This window comes from Virgibacillus sp. 6R, assembly GCF_001895305.1.
GTDB lineage: Bacteria > Bacillota > Bacilli > Bacillales > Amphibacillaceae > Virgibacillus > Virgibacillus pantothenticus.
Genome location: NZ_CP017762.1, coordinates 219,083 through 237,299, shown reverse-complemented (window position 1 = coordinate 237,299; position 18,217 = coordinate 219,083). Strand labels below are relative to the sequence as shown.

The window sequence follows — 18,217 nt, the reverse complement described above, 5'->3', positions numbered from 1 at the left end:
ATGGTAAAAAAACAAATTTGTTTTCAATACAGGATTTTTAGAACGCCCTTCGTCTAACGTGTACTTAGCTAAGTATATGTTAAAAAATTGCCATGAAAGTGATAAATAAAATATCGCTGTTGTCTTACTTCGAGTCTAATGAAGTTTATGATGTTTTACGAACCTTTTATCTGACAACAGGCCGCCTAAACGATAGGCAACTTTCACGGAACTAACTTTTTCTTGACCTTCGTGACAATAAAGATGTATATGGTACCACGATGGATTAACTGTATCATTGTTCTTGAATATCATTGATTCTATTGCTATAATCTAACCTAGTCATTGTCGTCGAGAATTTAGGTTTTCTACTGAAAGATACTGGTAGAAAAAGTAGGAGTGAACATCATTAATGGCAGAAATTCAAAGAAATGTGCGTAATTTTTCGATTATCGCTCACATTGATCACGGGAAGTCTACATTGGCTGACCGTATTTTAGAGCGTACGAAAGCCATTACGGAAAGAGAAAGGAAAGATCAGCTGCTTGATGCAATGGATTTGGAAAGAGAACGTGGTATAACCATCAAATTAAATGCAGTGCAGCTAAATTACCGAAGTAATGCTGGCGAAGACTATCTATTTCATTTAATCGACACACCTGGACATGTTGATTTTACATATGAAGTATCAAGGAGTCTTGCCGCCTGTGAAGGCGCCATTTTAGTAGTGGATGCAGCACAGGGGATTGAAGCACAAACGCTAGCCAATGTTTATTTGGCATTAGATAATGACCTGGAAATTATACCGGTTATAAATAAAATTGATTTACCAAGCGCAGATCCAGAACGCGTGAAGCAGGAGCTTGAAGATGTTATTGGTATTGATAAAGATGATGTTATTTTAGCTTCTGCGAAGGCGAATATAGGGATTGATGAAATTTTGGAGCGAGTCATTGAAGCGATACCTGCTCCTGCTGGAGACCCTGAAGAACCATTAAAAGCTTTAATATTTGATTCTATGTACGATCCGTATCGTGGTGTTGTAGCCTATGTTTGTATTAAAGAAGGTTCTTTAAAGGTTGGCGATAAAATAAAGATGATGGCTACTGGTAAAGAATTCGAAGTAAATGAATTAGGAGTGTTTCGACCAAAGCCAGTAACTAAGGATGAATTGATTGTTGGGGATGTTGGTTATTTAACAGCCTCGATTAAAAATGTAGGTGATTCCCGAGTGGGGGATACGATTACATTAGTCGAACGTCCAGCCTCAGAGCCATTACCCGGGTATAAGCGCTTAAATCCAATGGTCTTTTGTGGGTTGTATCCGGTCGATTCAAAAAACTATAATGATTTACGCGAAGCATTAGAGCGTTTAGAGTTAAACGATTCCTCTTTACAATATGAGGCTGAAACATCGCAAGCTTTAGGCTTTGGCTTCCGTTGCGGATTTTTAGGCTTATTGCATATGGAAATCATTCAAGAGCGAATTGAAAGAGAGTTTAATATCAACCTAATCACAACAGCCCCAAGTGTTATTTATGAAGTAGAGCAAACAGATGGAACAACGATAACAATTGATAATCCATCGTTCATGCCTGATCCACAGCAGATTAAAGAAGTGAGAGAACCATACGTGAAAGCTACCATTATGGTTCCGAATGAATATGTTGGTGCAGTGATGGAAATTGCCCAGAAGAAGCGTGGTCAGTTTATAGACATGGAATATTTAGACGATATTCGTGTTAATGTGATTTACCATATTCCGTTGTCAGAGATTGTGTATGATTTCTTTGATCAGTTAAAATCACAAACAAAGGGATATGCTTCGTTTGACTATGATTTAATTGGCTACAGAGCTTCTAAGTTAGTGAAAATGGATATTTTGTTAAATGGTGACACGATTGATGCATTATCGTTTATTGTTCACCGAGATTTTGCTTATGAACGTGGTAAGCATATTGTTGATAAATTAAAAGAGCTTATTCCGAGACAGCAATTTGAAGTTCCAGTACAAGCGGCAATAGGCAACAAAATTATTGCTAGATCCACCATTAAAGCGATGCGAAAAAATGTTCTGTCCAAATGCTATGGTGGCGACATTTCCAGAAAAAGAAAACTATTAGAGAAACAAAAAGAAGGAAAAAAACGGATGAAGATGGTTGGTTCCGTTGAGGTTCCTCAGGAAGCGTTTATGGCTGTTTTGGAAATGGATGATGACTAAACTAATCGGTTAAAACTATATATAGCGTTCTGCTGCCGTAATGCCGTCATAAGCGGCTTTGGCGGTAGAACGTTTTTAAAATTATTATTTCTCGAATATAGGTAACCCCAGAACTAAGAGTTGTAGCGATATGAAGAAGTCTAAGCGGGAAATAACCACAGCTAAAGTTCCGATTCGCTCGATTCGATAAAATGTCGATCAAACAAGGCGGGACACACCGAAAAGGTATAATACTTTTTCCAGTGAACGAAAGAGGTTAGTCGTTGTACTATTTTGTCAGTATGGGGGGAGGAAAACTCCTACTCCATGAAGTTTACATTTTATATGTATTTGGATCGCATCGGTATTGGTGGCTAGTACTTGTATTTGAGGTATTAAAGCCATTACAATAAACGATAAATAAAAATGATGACTTTACTAGTCGGATTGACTTAACTTATTCGAAGTACATGTCATCTCTGAAATAAAGTTTGTTTTCCATGAAGGAGTATTTTATGACATCTATTCAATCTGTCTATATCCACATCCCGTTTTGTCAGCAAATTTGTCATTACTGTGACTTTACGAAATTCTTTTATAATGAACAGCTAGCAAACGATTATATTGAAGCGTTAAAACAAGAAATATCTACTTATGTACAGGAAGAACAAATGAACGTGAGGACGATATTTATTGGAGGAGGAACACCCACTGCTTTAACCGTTCAGCAATTGGAAACCGTGCTAAGTCACATCGCACAGAAATTTAATCTTGACGCATGTGAAGAGTTTACGATTGAGGCAAACCCTGGTGACTTTAGTAAAGAGAAGGTTGAGCTATTACGAGCTTATGGGGTTAATCGAGTATCCTTAGGTGTACAAGTGTTTGATAATGAGATGCTAAAAACGCTAGGTAGGATCCATACCGTTAAGGATGTGTACAATACCGTTTCATTATTGCAAAATTACGGCATTCGTAATATTAGTACGGATTTAATCTATGCTCTCCCCAACCAAACCGTTGCGCACTTTCAAGATTCATTAGCTAAGGCAATGGATTTAAATCTGCCACACCTTTCAACATATGCGTTACAAATTGAACCGAAGACTGTCTTTTATCAGCGTTATAAAAAAGGACAACTACCTCGGCCTCCGCAAGAGGATGAAGTAAAAATGTATGACATTTTAAAAGCAACGGCAGAAGAAAATGGGTTACACCAATACGAAATTAGTAATTTTGCTAAACGAGGTTTTGAAAGTAAACATAATTTAACCTATTGGAATAATGATTTCTATTACGGGTTTGGAGCCGGTGCTTATGGATACTTGCCTGGGAAGCGCTATGGCAATATCCGACCATTACCTGCATATATTAAACAAGCAAAAAAGAACGGCAAGCCTGTTTTACATGTAGATGTCATCGGCAAAAAAGAACAAATCGAAGAAGAGATGTTTCTTGGTTTACGCAGAATGGCGGGGGTGAGCAAACACCAATTTGCAGATAAATTTGGTCTCTCCATGGATCAGCTATATCGCTCCTCGATAAAGGAACTGATGGATCGCGGCTGGTTGATGGAAGAAGAAGATAAAGTCGCATTAACAGAAGAAGGAAAAATATTAGCTAATGAAGTATTTGAAAGGTTTTTACTCGAAGATACGGTAATTCACTAGGGAATAACCAAATAGTCTGTGTGGTCTTATACATACAGGCTATTTTATTATGACTAATATTTGCAGTTAGTGATGGAGCATTTGTATAGCCCCTTGTGTTGTAAACGGCATCATAAACCATTCCACACTGGATTGGTTTTATCTCCATAAAAAGATTGTATTCACGCATGCCATTTTATTGACAAAAAAAAGTGGATTTGATAATTTAATATTAGCATTAGCACTCGAAAGGAATGAGTGCTAACAGAGGTGATCATCATGTTAACAGAAAGGCAGTTATTAATTTTACAAGTCATAATTGATGATTTCATCGAGTCGGCACATCCAGTTGGCTCACGTGCTATTGCAAAGAAGGAAGTGATTCCATATAGTGCTGCAACCATCCGTAATGAAATGGCAGACTTAGAAGATATGGGGTTTCTTGAGAAAACTCATTCATCGTCTGGTCGTATTCCTTCTGAAAAGGGGTACCGCTATTATGTGGACCATCTTATTTCGCCAAGTATTTTACAACAAGAAGGCAATGTGATAAAGCACATGATTCAAGATGGTTTTTTTGAGTTTGAGCAAATTGTACAAATGTCTGCAGAGGTATTATCAGAGTTGACCAATTATACATCGATTATATTGGGGCCTGAAATCTTTGAGACAAAATTAAAGCAAATTCAAATCATACCATTATCAGCCAGTACTGCTGTTGCTATACTTGTTACAAATACGGGACATGTCGAGCATCGTTCATTTTCAATTCCTGAGGAAATAAATAGCTCTGACTTGGAGAAAATGGTCAATATTTTAAATGATCAGCTACATGGTGTTCCGATTTTGCAGCTGGCTGAAAAATTTAATGCAGAAATTGATGCGATGATGCAGAAGTATGTTTCTGATTTAGATAAGTCATATCAACACTTAAAAGGTGCATTTCTGCAAGATCACCCAGTCAAATTATATATCGGCGGAAAGTCTAACATGCTTATGCAACCTGAATTCAATGATGTTAATAAGATTCGAGCTTTTTACACGATGATTGAAAATGAAGATGAAATAGTGAATTTATTAAAGCAATCCAATGATGGCATTAAAGTTTCAATTGGTAGGGAAAATGACGTTGACGCCATTAAGGATTTAAGCTTAATTACTGCTGCTTACCATTTAGGTGAGGGGCAAATGGGAACGATCGCGTTGCTTGGTCCAACAAGAATGGAATATCGTAAAGTGATTTCATTATTAAATATCCTTTCTCATGAAATGACAGACGTATTGTATATGAGGTACAAAGATGAAAATTAATTGATAAAGCTGAACGCGTCTAGGATGAGCAGCTCATAAAACCCCACTGTTTCGTTCTGAGGCTCAACGTGTTATAGTGTATGATGGTTAGTTTAAATTGGAGGTGTCAGGCGTGGAGGAACAGGAAAAACAAACAAACACGACTACTGAAGAAGAGAACAATGTTAACGAAGAGGTAGTGGAGGATGAAACAGCTGAATCTGTAGAAGTTTTAGATAAAGAAGAAACAGAAGAAGCGAATGACAGTGAAGAGGATACTTCACAATTACAATCAAAATTGAATGCATTACAAGCAGAAAAAGATGAACTGTATCAACAATTACTTCGAGTTCAAGCTGAGTATGACAATTTTAAAAAGCGTACGATTAAAGAGCGCGAAGCAGCTCGTAAATATCAATCACAGGATTTAATTCAAGAATTGTTACCTGCTTTAGATAACTTTGAGCGTGCTTTGCAAGTCGAAAAAACAGAAGCCACTGCGAGTATTATTGATGGTATCTCTATGGTTTATAACCAATTAAAAGAGGCGCTAGCTTCACAAGGTGCAGAAGAGATCCCAGCGGTTGGGGAAGAATTTGACCCAAACATACATCATGCTGTTATGCAAGTAGAAGATGATGATCAGCCATCGAACACCGTTGTAGAAGAGTTGCAGAAAGGCTATAAATTAAAAGATCGTGTAATTCGTCCAGCAATGGTAAAAGTAACTAAATAATCGTTTTTGCTAGTTAAGGAGGAAATAACTATGAGTAAAATAATCGGTATTGACTTAGGTACAACAAACTCTTGTGTCGCAGTAATGGAAGGTGGCGAATCTGTCGTAATCCCAAACCCTGAAGGTAACCGTACAACTCCTTCTGTTGTAGCGTTTAAGAATGGAGAAAGACAAGTGGGTGAAGTTGCAAAGCGCCAAGCAATTACAAACCCTAACACGATCCAATCTATTAAGCGTCATATGGGAACAGATTATAAAGTGAAAATTGAAGATAAAGAATATACACCACAAGAGGTTTCAGCTATTGTACTTCAACATCTTAAGTCTTATGCTGAAGACTATATTGGGGAGAAAGTTGAAAAAGCTGTTATTACAGTCCCTGCTTACTTTAATGACGCTGAGCGTCAAGCAACGAAAGATGCTGGTAAGATTGCTGGTTTGGAAGTAGAGCGTATTATTAACGAACCAACAGCGGCTGCATTGGCTTACGGAATCGATAAAGAAGATGAAGATCAAACGATTTTAGTATATGACTTAGGCGGAGGAACATTTGATGTTTCTATCCTAGACATTGGTGACGGTACATTTGAAGTCGTTTCTACAGCTGGAGATAATCGTCTAGGTGGCGACGATTTCGACCAAGTTATTATAGACTATATGGTACAAGAATTTAAGAAAGAAAATGGTATTGATTTATCTAAGGACAAAATGGCTACGCAACGTTTGAAAGACGCAGCGGAAAAAGCGAAAAAAGAACTGTCCGGAGTATCGCAAACACAAATTTCCTTACCATTTATTACAGCAGGTGAGGCTGGTCCATTACACTTAGAAATGACATTAACAAGAGCGAAATTTGAAGAACTCTCCTCTGATCTTGTTGAGCGTACGATGATACCTACACGTAAAGCTTTATCTGATGCTGATTATTCAGCAAATGATATTGATAAAGTTATTTTAGTCGGTGGTTCAACAAGAATTCCTGCTGTTCAAGAAGCAATTAAACGTGTTATTGGTAAAGAACCATCAAAAGGTGTAAACCCGGATGAAGTTGTTGCACTTGGTGCGGCTATTCAAGGTGGTGTCCTTCAAGGTGACGTGAAAGATGTTGTATTATTAGACGTTACTCCACTTTCTTTAGGTATTGAAACAATGGGGGGCGTAACAACTAAATTAATCGAACGTAATACTACAATCCCAACTAGTCATTCGCAAATTTTCTCAACAGCTGCTGATAATCAAACAGCCGTTGATATTCATGTCTTACAAGGTGAACGCGAAATGGCGGCAGATAATAAGACATTAGGTCGTTTCCAATTAACGGATATTCCACCAGCACCACGTGGTGTTCCACAAATTGAAGTTACGTTTGATATTGATGCTAACGGAATTGTTAATGTTCGCGCTAAAGATCTGGGAACAAATAAAGAGCAATCGATTACGATTAAATCTTCTTCTGGTCTTTCTGATGAAGAAGTAGAACGTATGGTTAAAGAAGCCGAAGAAAATGCGGAGGCAGATAAAAAACGTCGTGAAGAGATTGAATTACGCAATGAAGCGGATCAGTTAATCTTTACAACGGATAAAACAATTAAAGATCTTGGCGACAAAGTTTCTGACGATGAGAAACAAAAAGCAGAAGCAGCAAAAGATGAATTGAAATCTGCACTAGAAGCGGACGATATTGAAAAAATTAAAGAAAAGAAAGAAGCGTTACAGGAGCAAGTACAACAGCTTTCGGTTAAATTGTATGAGCAAATGGCGCAACAGCAACAAGCTCAACAAAGTGAACAAGGTTCAAATAGTGACGATGATGTCGTTGACGCGGAATATCAAGAAGTAGACGATGAAGAAGATAAGGATAAAAAGTAAACATTGGAACAGGAAAATGAAGGATAGTGGCGGTGCCACCTTTCTTCGATTATCAGCCTGTTAATTGTAAAGTCAAAGTCAGGTTCCTCTTGGCTTTGACTTTTTACACGTTTATCGTTTGCGCATATTTGCCACATGCATATATATGGTGGTAAGATAAGAGCTATGCAAAAGTGTGTATCGGGGAGAGTGATCAAGTGAGTAAACGAGACTACTATGAAATCCTTGGAGTCGAAAAAGGCGCTTCCAAAGATGAAATAAAAAAGGCATATCGTAAATTAGCCAGAAAATACCATCCAGATGTGAATAAAGAAGCGGGTGCTGCAGATAAATTTAAAGAAGCCAAGGAAGCCTATGAAGTGTTAAGTGATGAACAAAAACGGGCGCAGTATGATCAATTTGGACATGCTGGACCTCAAAGTCAAGGGTTCGGTGGCTTTGGCGGGGCTCAAGACTTCGGCGGTGGCTTTGGCGATATATTTGATATGTTTTTTGGTGGGGGCGGGCGCAGAAGAGATCCAAATGCCCCACAGCAAGGAGCAGATTTACAATATACGATGGAGTTGGAATTTGAAGAGGCTATTTTTGGTAAAGAAGCCGAGATTACGATTCCTAAAGAAGAGACATGCGATACTTGCTCAGGTTCTGGGGCAAAACCCGGAACGAAAACGAAAACCTGCTCTCATTGTAACGGTTCAGGTCAATTAAATATGGAGCAAAACACACCATTTGGTAAGGTTGTTAACCGCAGAGTATGTCATTATTGTAATGGCTCAGGTAAAATCATCCCAGAAAAATGTACGACATGTGGCGGTACTGGCAGAGTGAAAAAACGCCGCAAAATTCATATTTCCATACCAGCTGGAATTGATGAAGGTCAACAAATTCGAGTGTCAGGTAAAGGAGAAGCTGGTATTAACGGGGGCCCTCCAGGAGACTTATTTGTCGTAGTGCATATTAAACCACATGAATTCTTCCAGCGAGAAGGGGATCATATTTTCTGTGAACTGCCGTTAACTTTCGCGCAGGCAGCGCTTGGAGATGAAGTGGAAGTGCCGACAGTTCATGGGAAAGTAAAACTAAAAATACCAGCTGGAACTCAATCTGGCAAAGTCTTTCGCATGAAAGGTAAAGGTGCACCAAATGTGAGAGGATATGGTCATGGTGATCAGCATATTAAAGTGAAGGTAATAACACCTACAAAGCTTACCGATCGCCAGAAGGAATTGTTACGAGAATTTAATGATATCAGTGGCAATGAGGCAACAGATGAACAAGAGGGTTCCTTATTTGAACGATTTAAGAAGGCATTCAAAAGTGAATAACGGTGTGTTTTTCACACCGTATACATAATGGGTTTGTGTAAATGCAATTCACCCAACAAATTTTTATGTAAGAATAGTTTTAAGTACAAGCTTCATCTATAATGGTAGAGTAATTAGTTGTTTTAAATAGTTTACGCTGTTGAAAAGCTTTCCACAGGGTTGATTCATACGCTACTACTTGAAAGGTGAAGACATTTATACATGTTAGCAAGCAACCATTGATAGGTGAAAAATACTCTATACCATTTTACTAAAAGCTAAACACGGGCGATTACATGGAAGACTTGGCACCAGCCAAGTTTTCTTTACACTATAGGAAAGTATAAACTTAGGTGCATATGGATAATGAAATAACCGAATAGTCACGTCCAGCGCATGAGCCCGGCAACGATGCGACTTTAGAAATGCGCCCTACGATAAGTCATCATCGGTTCGTTACAAAGAGGAAGGCCGGCTAAAAACTAAAAACGGGCTTGCCGCTCAGGCGTCGGCATACCCCTGTTGTAGGGGCATGATTCCTTTATCTTTAGTTGATTCGTTCCATTCGCTACGTTGCTAAACGGGCACTTGCGCCTTTGTTCCACTATAGGAAAGTATAAGATTTTTTTGGTTTATAGTATAAGAAAAGGGTGATTGAAGATGAAATGGTCTGAACTTTGTATCCATACGACGAATGAAGCTATAGAACCGATATCGAATATTTTACATGAAAATGGAGCAAGTGGTCTTGTGATTGAAGATGCTTTAGATTTAGAGAGGGAACATACTTCTATTTATGGGGAAATATATGAATTAAACCCTGAAGAATACCCAGAGGAAGGGGTTTATATTAAGGCTTATCTTCCTATCAACAGTTTTTTAGGTGAAACGGTGGAAGAAATAAAACAAGCAATTAACAACTTAATGTTATATGATATCGATTTAGGCAGAAATCAGATCACCTTAAGTGAAGTCCATGAAGAGGAATGGGCCACTGCTTGGAAAAAGTATTACAAACCTGTGAAAATATCGAAACGGATTACGATTACACCGACATGGGAAGATTATCAACCTGTAGATACAGATGAAATCATTATTGAACTTGATCCAGGTATGGCCTTTGGTACCGGTACACATCCAACAACTGTATTAAGTATTCAGGCATTAGAGCAATTTCTTCATAAAAATGATACAGTAATTGATGTAGGTTCGGGGTCTGGTGTGTTAAGTATTGCAGCAGCGTTATTAGGAGCTACGCGTGTTTATGCGTATGATTTGGATGATGTAGCTGTAAAGAGTACGGTATTAAACGCAAAATTAAACCAATTAGAGGAAAAGATAATTGCAAAGCAAAATAATTTATTGGACCATGTAAAGGTGGAAGCAGATCTTATTGTTTCTAATATTTTAGCTGAAGTGATTGTGCGGTTCATTGAAGAAGCTTGGGAGCGATTGAAATTTGGTGGTTATTTTATTACATCTGGAATTACACAGAGTAAAAAGCAATTAGTAAAAGAACATTTGGAACAACAAGGTTTTGAGATCATTCAAGTCAACGAATTAGAAGATTGGGTTTCAATTGTTGCATTAAAACCGAATCAATAGTGGAAGAAGGTGTTAACTATTGCAACGTTATTTTGTACCTGCACATACGTGGTCTGATAAAACGATCAAGATTACCGGAGATGATGTGCATCATATAAAGCGTGTAATGCGATTTCAGGCAGGGGATGAGATTATTTGTAATCATCCAGATGGACAAGCCGCTATTTGTCAGATCACATTTTTAGACAATCAGGTTGTCTATGCCGATATTGTGGACTGGTTAACGCATCATGCAGAATTACCTGTAGATATTGCTATTGCACAGGCATTACCAAAAGGTGACAAGCTGGAATGGATTTTACAAAAAGGGACAGAGCTCGGCGCTCATCGATTTTTGCCTTTTCAAGCAGCTCGATCCGTTGTAAAATGGGAAGAAAGACGAAAAGAAAAGAAAGTAAAACGGTGGCATAAAATTGTTAAAGAGGCTAGTGAGCAAAGCCACCGCAATAAAATTCCAGCAGTAGATCCTTGTAAGGGGCTTTCTGAAATCATAGAAGCTTCCAAAGACTATGACTTCGCTTTGTTCGCTTACGAAGAAGAAGCTAAATCAGAACAACATCAGTCATTGGGTTCGGCATTAGCAAAACTTGAAAAAAAACAAAGTCTGCTTGTATGCATTGGTCCTGAAGGCGGGTTTTCAGATGAAGAAGTGAAATTTTTAAAAGAAAATGAATTTCAAGCAATACGGCTTGGACCAAGGATTTTACGGACAGAAACTGCTGCACTATATACGTTAGCAAGTATATCGTATCACTTTGAAGAAATGAGGTGTTCATCATGCCAACAGTAGCTTTTCATACATTAGGTTGCAAAGTAAACCATTATGAAACAGAAGGTATATGGAACATGTTTAAGGAACATGGTTATGAAAGAGTCGATTTTGATCGTAATTCTGATGTTTACGTGATTAATACGTGTACGGTGACAAACACAGGTGATAAAAAAAGCAGGCAAGTTATTCGGCGAGCAATCCGCAAAAATCCGGAAGCTGTTGTCTGTGTTACTGGTTGCTATGCTCAAACTTCTCCAGGAGAAATCATGGAAATACCAGGGGTAGACGTGGTTGTAGGCACACAAGATCGAAAGCATATGATCAGCTATATTGAACAGCATAAAAAATCGAAAGAACCAGTAAATGGTGTTTCTAATATTATGAAAAATCGAGTCTTTGAGGAAATGGATGTCCCTGAGTTTTCTGATCGTACTCGTGCATCTTTGAAAATTCAGGAAGGCTGTAACAACTTCTGTACCTTTTGTATTATTCCTTGGTCACGTGGGCTATTACGTTCAAGGGACCCACAAAATGTAATTGAACAAGCACAAAAGCTTGTAGATGCAGGGTATAAAGAAATTGTATTAACAGGTATTCACACAGCAGGCTATGGTGAAGATATAAAAGATTATAATTTTGCCATGCTTTTGCACGATTTAGAGTCCAAAGTCAATGGATTAAAGCGAATCCGTATTTCTTCTATCGAAGCTAGTCAAATTACTGATGAAGTCGTGGAAGTATTAGATCAGTCCGAAAAGGTTGTCAGGCATTTGCATATTCCATTACAATCGGGATCTGATTCGGTATTAGCGAGAATGCGCCGGAAATATGCAAGTTCTTATTATAAGGAAAAAGTGATGAAATTGAAAAAAGCACTGCCAGGGCTAGCAATAACTTCTGATGTTATTGTTGGCTTTCCAGGGGAAACGGACGAAGAATTTCAAGAAACATATGATTTTATTAAGGAAATTGGTTTTTCTGAACTCCATGTATTCCCTTATTCTCGCAGAACAGGCACACCAGCTGCTCGGATGGAGGGGCAAGTTGATGATGAGGTGAAAAATAACCGTGTCCATCAACTAATTGAATTATCAGAGCGGTTAGCTAAGGAATATGCTTCGAACTACGAAAATGAAGTACTTGAAGTAATACCTGAAGAACATTCCCAGGACGAACAACATCCAAATCAATTGATTGGATATACAGATAATTATTTAAAAGTAGCTTTTTCTGGTACGCCAGATATGATTGGCAAGCTCGTGCGTGTAAAAATAACGAAAGCAGATTACCCGCTTAATCAAGCGACATTTGTAAGAGTGCTAGATGAAACAGCATATGGTAAAGTGAGTGCCAACTAATTTACCCGGCAATACGTGAACAAATACTTTCTAAAAAAGGATGTTCACTTTTGCCGGCTTTCTTATGGAATAATCTCATAATCCATTTTTCTCTACATTATTGGAACAAACTCTTTTTTTCGTCAATATTAGATTTCTTTTGCAATAAATGCTATGATATTCAAAGAGGTACGTACAACTATGTTAGGAAGGAATGAATTTGATGGATAATTTAGCAAAATATATTGATCATACGCAATTAAAGCCAGATACAACAAAAGAAAAAATTGCCCAAATTGTGGAGGAAGCTAAAGAGCATGACTTTGCATCTGTGTGTGTTAATCCATATTGGGTCCCTTACTGTTTCGAACAATTAAAAGCAACATCAGTTAAGGTTTGTACAGTCATTGGTTTTCCATTAGGAGCTACTTCTACTTTTGCAAAGGTGGAAGAAACTAAGCAAGCAATTAAGGATGGTGCGACAGAAGTAGATATGGTTATTAACATCGGCGCATTGAAATCCGGAGATAAACAAACGGTTCTCGCGGACATAGAAGCAGTAGTGAAAGCGGCAGAAGGTCAAGCACTTACAAAGGTAATTATTGAAACTTCTTTATTAACAGAAGAAGAAAAGGTACAAGCATGCCAATTAGCGAAGCAAGCAGGTGCTGACTTTGTAAAAACATCAACAGGATTTTCTGGTGGTGGTGCAACCGTTGAAGATATTCGTTTAATGCGTAAAACGGTAGGGCCGGATATGGGAGTAAAAGCTTCTGGAGGTATTCGTGATTTAGCAACGACAAAAGCGATGATAGAAGCTGGTGCAACAAGGATTGGCGCAAGCGCAGGTGTGTCTATTCTAAAAGGTGAGCAGGGCAACAGTGGATATTAATATGTATAAATTATTGTTTGTTTGGAAACAATCAGTTGACCAAAATAAAGGATTATATTATACTTTAAAAAGCATGTGAATTGAAAGTCATATGCTAGTACAATCTGTTTTGTGCTTCGGAGGGAGGGAAATTAGCATGTCAAATACAACTCGCGTTCGTAAAAACGAGTCTCTTGAAGATGCTCTTCGTCGCTTTAAGCGTAGTGTATCCAAAAGTGGTACATTGCAGGAATATCGTAAGCGTGAACACTACGAAAAACCAAGTGTGCGTCGCAAAAAGAAATCTGAAGCTGCTAGAAAGCGTAAATTCTAAAGAGGGTGTAATCAGTGACATTACTCGAAACATTAAACCAAGATATGAAGCAGGCGATGAAAAACAAAGATAAAATTACCCTTAGTGTAATTCGCATGGTAAAAGCTTCTATACAAAATGAAACCATTAAGCTTGGAAAAGACTCATTATCTGAAGACGAAGAAATGACAATCTTGTCGAGAGAAGTTAAACAAAGAAAAGATTCCCTCCAAGAATTCAAATCAGCTGGACGCGATGATCTTGTTCAACAACTTGAAACAGAATTGGATATTCTGCAAACATATATGCCAAAACAGCTTACGAATGAAGAGCTAGAGGCAATAGTTCAGTTAACGATTGAAGAAGTGAATGCAACTTCCAAAAAAGATATGGGAAAAGTTATGAGTGCGATTATGCCTAAAGTAAAAGGTAAAGCAGATGGTTCACAAATTAACAAACTTGTACAAAAACAGTTAAGTAACTAAAAAAAGAGACCCTAGTCAATCGATTGATTAGGGTCTCTTCTTATAAGAAGAAGTTTATAAATACTACGGGGCTACTCATGGTAGGAGAACGACGTTATATATTTCCACGTGTGCATTCAAGTCTCGTAGTTATTTTAGCTTCTCTTAGCAATGTCCCATTGCATAACGTTCTTCTGCTCACTTTAGATAAATAATATGAAATCAAACAATATCTCCATACTAACTATCATCAAGAATAGGACTATACAACATACACGTGAATAAACAGCAATAAAATTGCAAATACTTTCAAAAAGTGCTTCTCAAAAGGCTTGATAGGTGAAGAATAATGAAGTAAACTAGTTTGTTAATTGCTTTTTAGATGTTGATAATGCCTTGCAATCCTAAGAAGATGAAAGGTTCTAAAGAGATAGTGTCATTGGATTATTTATGGTATATTTTAATAAGTTTACTTTAAATTGAAACCTTTATTGAGAAATATGCGTATAGCATAGTACATCATGAAGGAGGTGAAGGCAATTGTCAGTTAAACGACTGTTTACATATATGATTTTTTTAAGTGCGATTTTAATTACTGTATTCTATGTTGAATTTGGTGTATCCGCAAATGATGCGAATCATAAAACCGTTCATATCATCCCAATAGAAAAAGAAGTTGAAAGAGGCTTGCAAGCATTTCTCGATAGAGCAACGAAGGAAGCAATAGAAGAAGGCACAGATCATATTATTTTTGAAATTAACACGCCAGGGGGCAGGGTCGATTCAGCTGGAGAGATTGCAACTATTTTGCAGGATCTAGATGTTCCAACGACTTCATTTATTGTGAATCGAGCATTATCAGCAGGTTCTTATATTGCTTTAAATACAGATACAATTTATATGCGCCCGCAAGCTACTATGGGAGCGAGTGGTGTGATAACATCTGACGGAAATGCAGCAGATGAAAAAGCTCAATCTGCTTGGATAGCTGCGATGAAAAGCGCTGCAGAATCAAAAGGAAGGGACCCGAAATACGCGATGGCTATGGCCGATGAGTCTATGGATCTGCCAGAATTAGATGCCGGTGAAGGCAAGTTTTTAACTTTAGGACCATCTGAAGCATTAGAAGTCGGGTATTCTGAAGGAACCGTTGATAATAGGAAAGACCTTCTGCAGCGATTAGGTTTAGAAAACGCAACGGTTATGGAAAAGGAACCGACTTTGGCCGAAGAAGTAGCCAGGTTTTTAACCAATCCTGTTGTCATCCCAATTTTATTATCGATTGCAAGTCTTGGGCTGGTTGTAGAATTATATTCACCTGGATTTGGTGTTGCGGGAATCATGGGGCTCATTTCGCTTGTGCTATTTTTTTACGGACATATCGTAGCTGGTTTAGCCGGTATGGAAGCTGTTGTCTTACTTATATTAGGGATAGGCCTCATTATTGCTGAATTCTTTGTGCCTGGTGGTATATTAGGCTTGCTTGGAGCAGGGGCGATTATTGGCTCGTTGTTTATGTCAGGATATGATATTGGTCATATGTCCATGAGTATCGGAATTGCATTTTTGCTATCATTCATTGTTTCCATTATACTTTTCCGCAGAATGGGAATGGATAAAGGTATTTTTCGCCATATTATACTTAAAGACCAAACGACAACAGAATTGGGGTATGTATCTTCGGTAAATCGCTTAGAACTAATAGGTTTGGAAGGAATTACTGTTACACCGTTACGTCCTGCTGGTACAGCTGTTTTTGATCAAGAACGTTTGGACGTTATTTCAGAGGGACGGTTTATCGATGAAAATGAGAAAGTTAAAATTGTAAAAGTAGAAGGCGTACGTATTGTTGTACGACAAATACCTTCAGAGGACGTTTAACTTCTGTTCGTATCGGATTTCCGACGAATAATAAGTTTTACAATATATCTAAAATAAATAAAGGAGGAAACTAGATGGACTTACAAAGTATAATGCCGTTAATTATTATCGCGGTTATTTTAATTGCTGTAGCTATCTTATTTACTTTTATTCCAGTAATGCTTTGGATTAGCGCTTTAGCAGCAGGTGTGAAAGTAGGTATTTTTCAATTAGTTGGGATGAGACTTCGTCGAGTTGTTCCCAATCGGGTTATTAATCCGCTGATCAAAGCGCATAAGGCTGGACTAAATGTAAAAACTAATCAGCTTGAGAGCCATTATTTAGCAGGTGGTAATGTAGACAGGGTTGTAAATGCTCTGATTGCAGCTCACCGTGCAAATATTGAATTACCTTTTGAACGAGGAGCAGCGATTGATTTGGCTGGTCGTGATGTACTAGAAGCCGTTCAAATGAGTGTTAATCCTAAAGTAATTGAGACTCCGTTTATTGCGGGTATTGCAATGGATGGAATTGAAGTAAAGGCTAAAGCTCGCATTACTGTTCGCGCTAATATTGATCGCCTTGTGGGTGGTGCAGGTGAGGAGACAGTAATTGCTCGTGTAGGAGAAGGTGTTGTAAGTACAATTGGTAGTTCGCATACACATGCAGAAGTGCTAGAAAATCCAGATTCGATTTCTCACAATGTTTTAAACCGTGGCTTAGATGCAGGTACAGCCTTCGAGATACTGTCGATTGACATTGCGGATGTAGACATTGGTAAAAACATTGGTGCAATCCTGCAAACTGATCAAGCTGAGGCGGATAAAAACATCGCGCAAGCGAAAGCAGAAGAGCGTCGTGCAATGGCTGTAGCGCAAGAACAAGAAATGCTTGCTAAAGTACAAGAAATGCGTGCTAAGGTGGTGGAGGCAGAAGCTGATGTACCATTGGCTTTAGCAGAGGCGCTACGCTCTGGCAACCTTGGTGTTATGGATTATATGAATTATAAAAATATCGATGCAGATACAGATATGCGAGATTCTATTGGCAAACTTTCCGGGAACGGTAATGATGACCACGAACAATAGTGAAAATTGCGACAAATAAAGGAGGAGTTATATGGAAGAACTCTTCGAAGCTATTTTTGGCAATGCTTTTATCATTTTTGCAGTAATTGCGGGAATTATTGGTTTCTTTAAAGATTCTTTTAGCAGTGACAAAGAAGAGAAAAGCAAACACTCTAAGCCTACGAATAGGCCAGTTCAGCCTTTTGGGGGAGAAACTGTCAAGAAACCAAGCAACCCTATGAAACGTCAAGAACGCGCAAGAGACTCTTTTTCAACAGCGTCAGCTTCTGAACAAAAACAACAGCAAATGGAGCAGTTAGCAGAGCAAATAGGAACAAATTTGCAAGCACCGTTGAAGGAATTTCAACAGCAAGCTAAGTCCATTCAAAACAAGCGGGATGACGAAACAAAGCACCTACACAAGCAAAAGCTAAAACGTCAGGTTGCTAATAATTTAACGCAAGAAGGGTTAGTTAATGGGATTATCATGGCTGAAGTATTAGGTAAACCAAGAGCTAAGAACCCTTATCGCAGTATCCTTTCTAACCAAATGAAAAGGAAGCAAATTTATTAATTATTATGGAAGCCAATTGTACAGCAAACATGTACAGTTGGCTTTTTTTAAAGAATAAGAAAGTATAGACTTAGGTGCTTATGGATAATGAAATAACCGAATAGTCACGTCCAGCGCATGAGCCCAGCAACTAGGCGACTTCACGAATCACCCTACGATAAGTCATCATCGGTTCGTCGCTAAGGGGAAGGCCGACTAAAAACGGGCTTGCCGCTCAGGCGTGGGCATACCCCTGTTTTTAGTGGCATGATTCCTAAATCTTTAGTTGATTCGTTCCATTCGCTACGTTGCTAAACGGGCGCCCTGCGCCTTTGTTCTCCCGCATAT

The 18,217-nt window shown here is 38.3% G+C and carries 15 protein-coding genes; all 15 read left to right on the top strand.

Features of this window, described 5'->3' with window-relative positions:
• Positions 1 to 391: 391 nt before the first annotated feature.
• Positions 392 to 2,200, top strand: coding sequence for a translation elongation factor 4 (gene lepA, locus BKP57_RS01165; protein WP_050353119.1), 1,809 nt, complete (start codon positions 392 to 394; stop codon positions 2,198 to 2,200).
• A gap of 494 nt (positions 2,201 to 2,694) precedes the next feature.
• Entirely contained in the window at positions 2,695 to 3,849 is a 1,155-nt protein-coding gene (hemW, locus tag BKP57_RS01160) for a radical SAM family heme chaperone HemW (protein WP_050353118.1), read from the top strand.
• A 258-nt stretch (positions 3,850 to 4,107) separates the two neighbouring features.
• A complete protein-coding gene (hrcA, locus tag BKP57_RS01155; protein WP_050353117.1) occupies positions 4,108 to 5,139 on the top strand; it encodes a heat-inducible transcriptional repressor HrcA in 1,032 nt (343 codons plus the stop codon).
• A 112-nt stretch (positions 5,140 to 5,251) separates the two neighbouring features.
• Positions 5,252 to 5,854 (top strand): nucleotide exchange factor GrpE, encoded by a 603-nt coding sequence (gene grpE, locus BKP57_RS01150; RefSeq protein ID WP_050353116.1) that lies wholly within the window; start codon positions 5,252 to 5,254, stop codon positions 5,852 to 5,854.
• A 30-nt stretch (positions 5,855 to 5,884) separates the two neighbouring features.
• The gene (gene dnaK / locus BKP57_RS01145; protein WP_050353115.1) at positions 5,885 to 7,723 is read left to right on the top strand and encodes a molecular chaperone DnaK; all 1,839 of its coding nucleotides are present in this window, start codon (positions 5,885 to 5,887) and stop codon (positions 7,721 to 7,723) included.
• Between the two features lie 197 nt (positions 7,724 to 7,920).
• Entirely contained in the window at positions 7,921 to 9,048 is a 1,128-nt protein-coding gene (dnaJ, locus tag BKP57_RS01140; RefSeq protein ID WP_050353114.1) for a molecular chaperone DnaJ, read from the top strand.
• Positions 9,049 to 9,687: 639 nt separating this feature from the next.
• The gene (prmA, locus tag BKP57_RS01135; protein WP_050353113.1) at positions 9,688 to 10,632 is read left to right on the top strand and encodes a 50S ribosomal protein L11 methyltransferase; all 945 of its coding nucleotides are present in this window, start codon (positions 9,688 to 9,690) and stop codon (positions 10,630 to 10,632) included.
• 19 nt (positions 10,633 to 10,651) lie between these two features.
• Complete coding sequence (locus BKP57_RS01130) at positions 10,652 to 11,422, top strand: 16S rRNA (uracil(1498)-N(3))-methyltransferase (protein WP_050353112.1); 771 nt, start codon at positions 10,652 to 10,654, stop codon at positions 11,420 to 11,422.
• Positions 11,410 to 12,762 (top strand): tRNA (N(6)-L-threonylcarbamoyladenosine(37)-C(2))-methylthiotransferase MtaB, encoded by a 1,353-nt coding sequence (gene mtaB / locus BKP57_RS01125; protein WP_050353111.1) that lies wholly within the window; start codon positions 11,410 to 11,412, stop codon positions 12,760 to 12,762. The genes BKP57_RS01130 and mtaB overlap by 13 nt, the downstream gene beginning before the upstream one ends.
• Positions 12,763 to 12,961: 199 nt before the next feature.
• Positions 12,962 to 13,633: a deoxyribose-phosphate aldolase gene (deoC, locus tag BKP57_RS01120; protein ID WP_373314089.1), complete on the top strand. Its 672-nt coding sequence runs from the start codon at positions 12,962 to 12,964 to the stop codon at positions 13,631 to 13,633.
• Positions 13,634 to 13,769: 136 nt separating this feature from the next.
• Complete coding sequence (rpsU, locus tag BKP57_RS01115) at positions 13,770 to 13,946, top strand: 30S ribosomal protein S21 (RefSeq protein ID WP_019377991.1); 177 nt, start codon at positions 13,770 to 13,772, stop codon at positions 13,944 to 13,946.
• A 14-nt stretch (positions 13,947 to 13,960) separates the two neighbouring features.
• Positions 13,961 to 14,410, top strand: a complete 450-nt coding sequence (locus tag BKP57_RS01110) for a GatB/YqeY domain-containing protein (RefSeq protein WP_050353110.1) — start codon at positions 13,961 to 13,963, stop codon at positions 14,408 to 14,410.
• 546 nt (positions 14,411 to 14,956) lie between these two features.
• Positions 14,957 to 16,270: an NfeD family protein gene (locus BKP57_RS01105; RefSeq protein WP_050353554.1), complete on the top strand. Its 1,314-nt coding sequence runs from the start codon at positions 14,957 to 14,959 to the stop codon at positions 16,268 to 16,270.
• A 74-nt stretch (positions 16,271 to 16,344) separates the two neighbouring features.
• Positions 16,345 to 17,337 (top strand): flotillin-like protein FloA, encoded by a 993-nt coding sequence (floA, locus tag BKP57_RS01100; protein WP_072740889.1) that lies wholly within the window; start codon positions 16,345 to 16,347, stop codon positions 17,335 to 17,337.
• Between the two features lie 31 nt (positions 17,338 to 17,368).
• Entirely contained in the window at positions 17,369 to 17,890 is a 522-nt protein-coding gene (locus BKP57_RS01095) for a hypothetical protein (RefSeq protein WP_050353108.1), read from the top strand.
• The last annotated feature ends 327 nt before the right edge of the window (positions 17,891 to 18,217 follow it).

What these genes read in the sequence shown, in the direction of transcription:
- mtaB (WP_050353111.1), top strand. Translation starts at nt 11,410, where the DNA reads ATGCCAACAGTAGCTTTTCATACATTAGGTTGCAAAGTAAACCATTAT.
- dnaK (WP_050353115.1), top strand. Translation starts at nt 5,885, where the DNA reads ATGAGTAAAATAATCGGTATTGACTTAGGTACAACAAACTCTTGTGTC.
- hemW (WP_050353118.1), top strand. Translation starts at nt 2,695, where the DNA reads ATGACATCTATTCAATCTGTCTATATCCACATCCCGTTTTGTCAGCAA.
- BKP57_RS01105 (WP_050353554.1), top strand. Translation starts at nt 14,957, where the DNA reads ATGATTTTTTTAAGTGCGATTTTAATTACTGTATTCTATGTTGAATTT.
- prmA (WP_050353113.1), top strand. Translation starts at nt 9,688, where the DNA reads ATGAAATGGTCTGAACTTTGTATCCATACGACGAATGAAGCTATAGAA.
- lepA (WP_050353119.1), top strand. Translation starts at nt 392, where the DNA reads ATGGCAGAAATTCAAAGAAATGTGCGTAATTTTTCGATTATCGCTCAC.
- hrcA (WP_050353117.1), top strand. Translation starts at nt 4,108, where the DNA reads ATGTTAACAGAAAGGCAGTTATTAATTTTACAAGTCATAATTGATGAT.
- BKP57_RS01095 (WP_050353108.1), top strand. Translation starts at nt 17,369, where the DNA reads ATGGAAGAACTCTTCGAAGCTATTTTTGGCAATGCTTTTATCATTTTT.
- floA (WP_072740889.1), top strand. Translation starts at nt 16,345, where the DNA reads ATGGACTTACAAAGTATAATGCCGTTAATTATTATCGCGGTTATTTTA.
- rpsU (WP_019377991.1), top strand. Translation starts at nt 13,770, where the DNA reads ATGTCAAATACAACTCGCGTTCGTAAAAACGAGTCTCTTGAAGATGCT.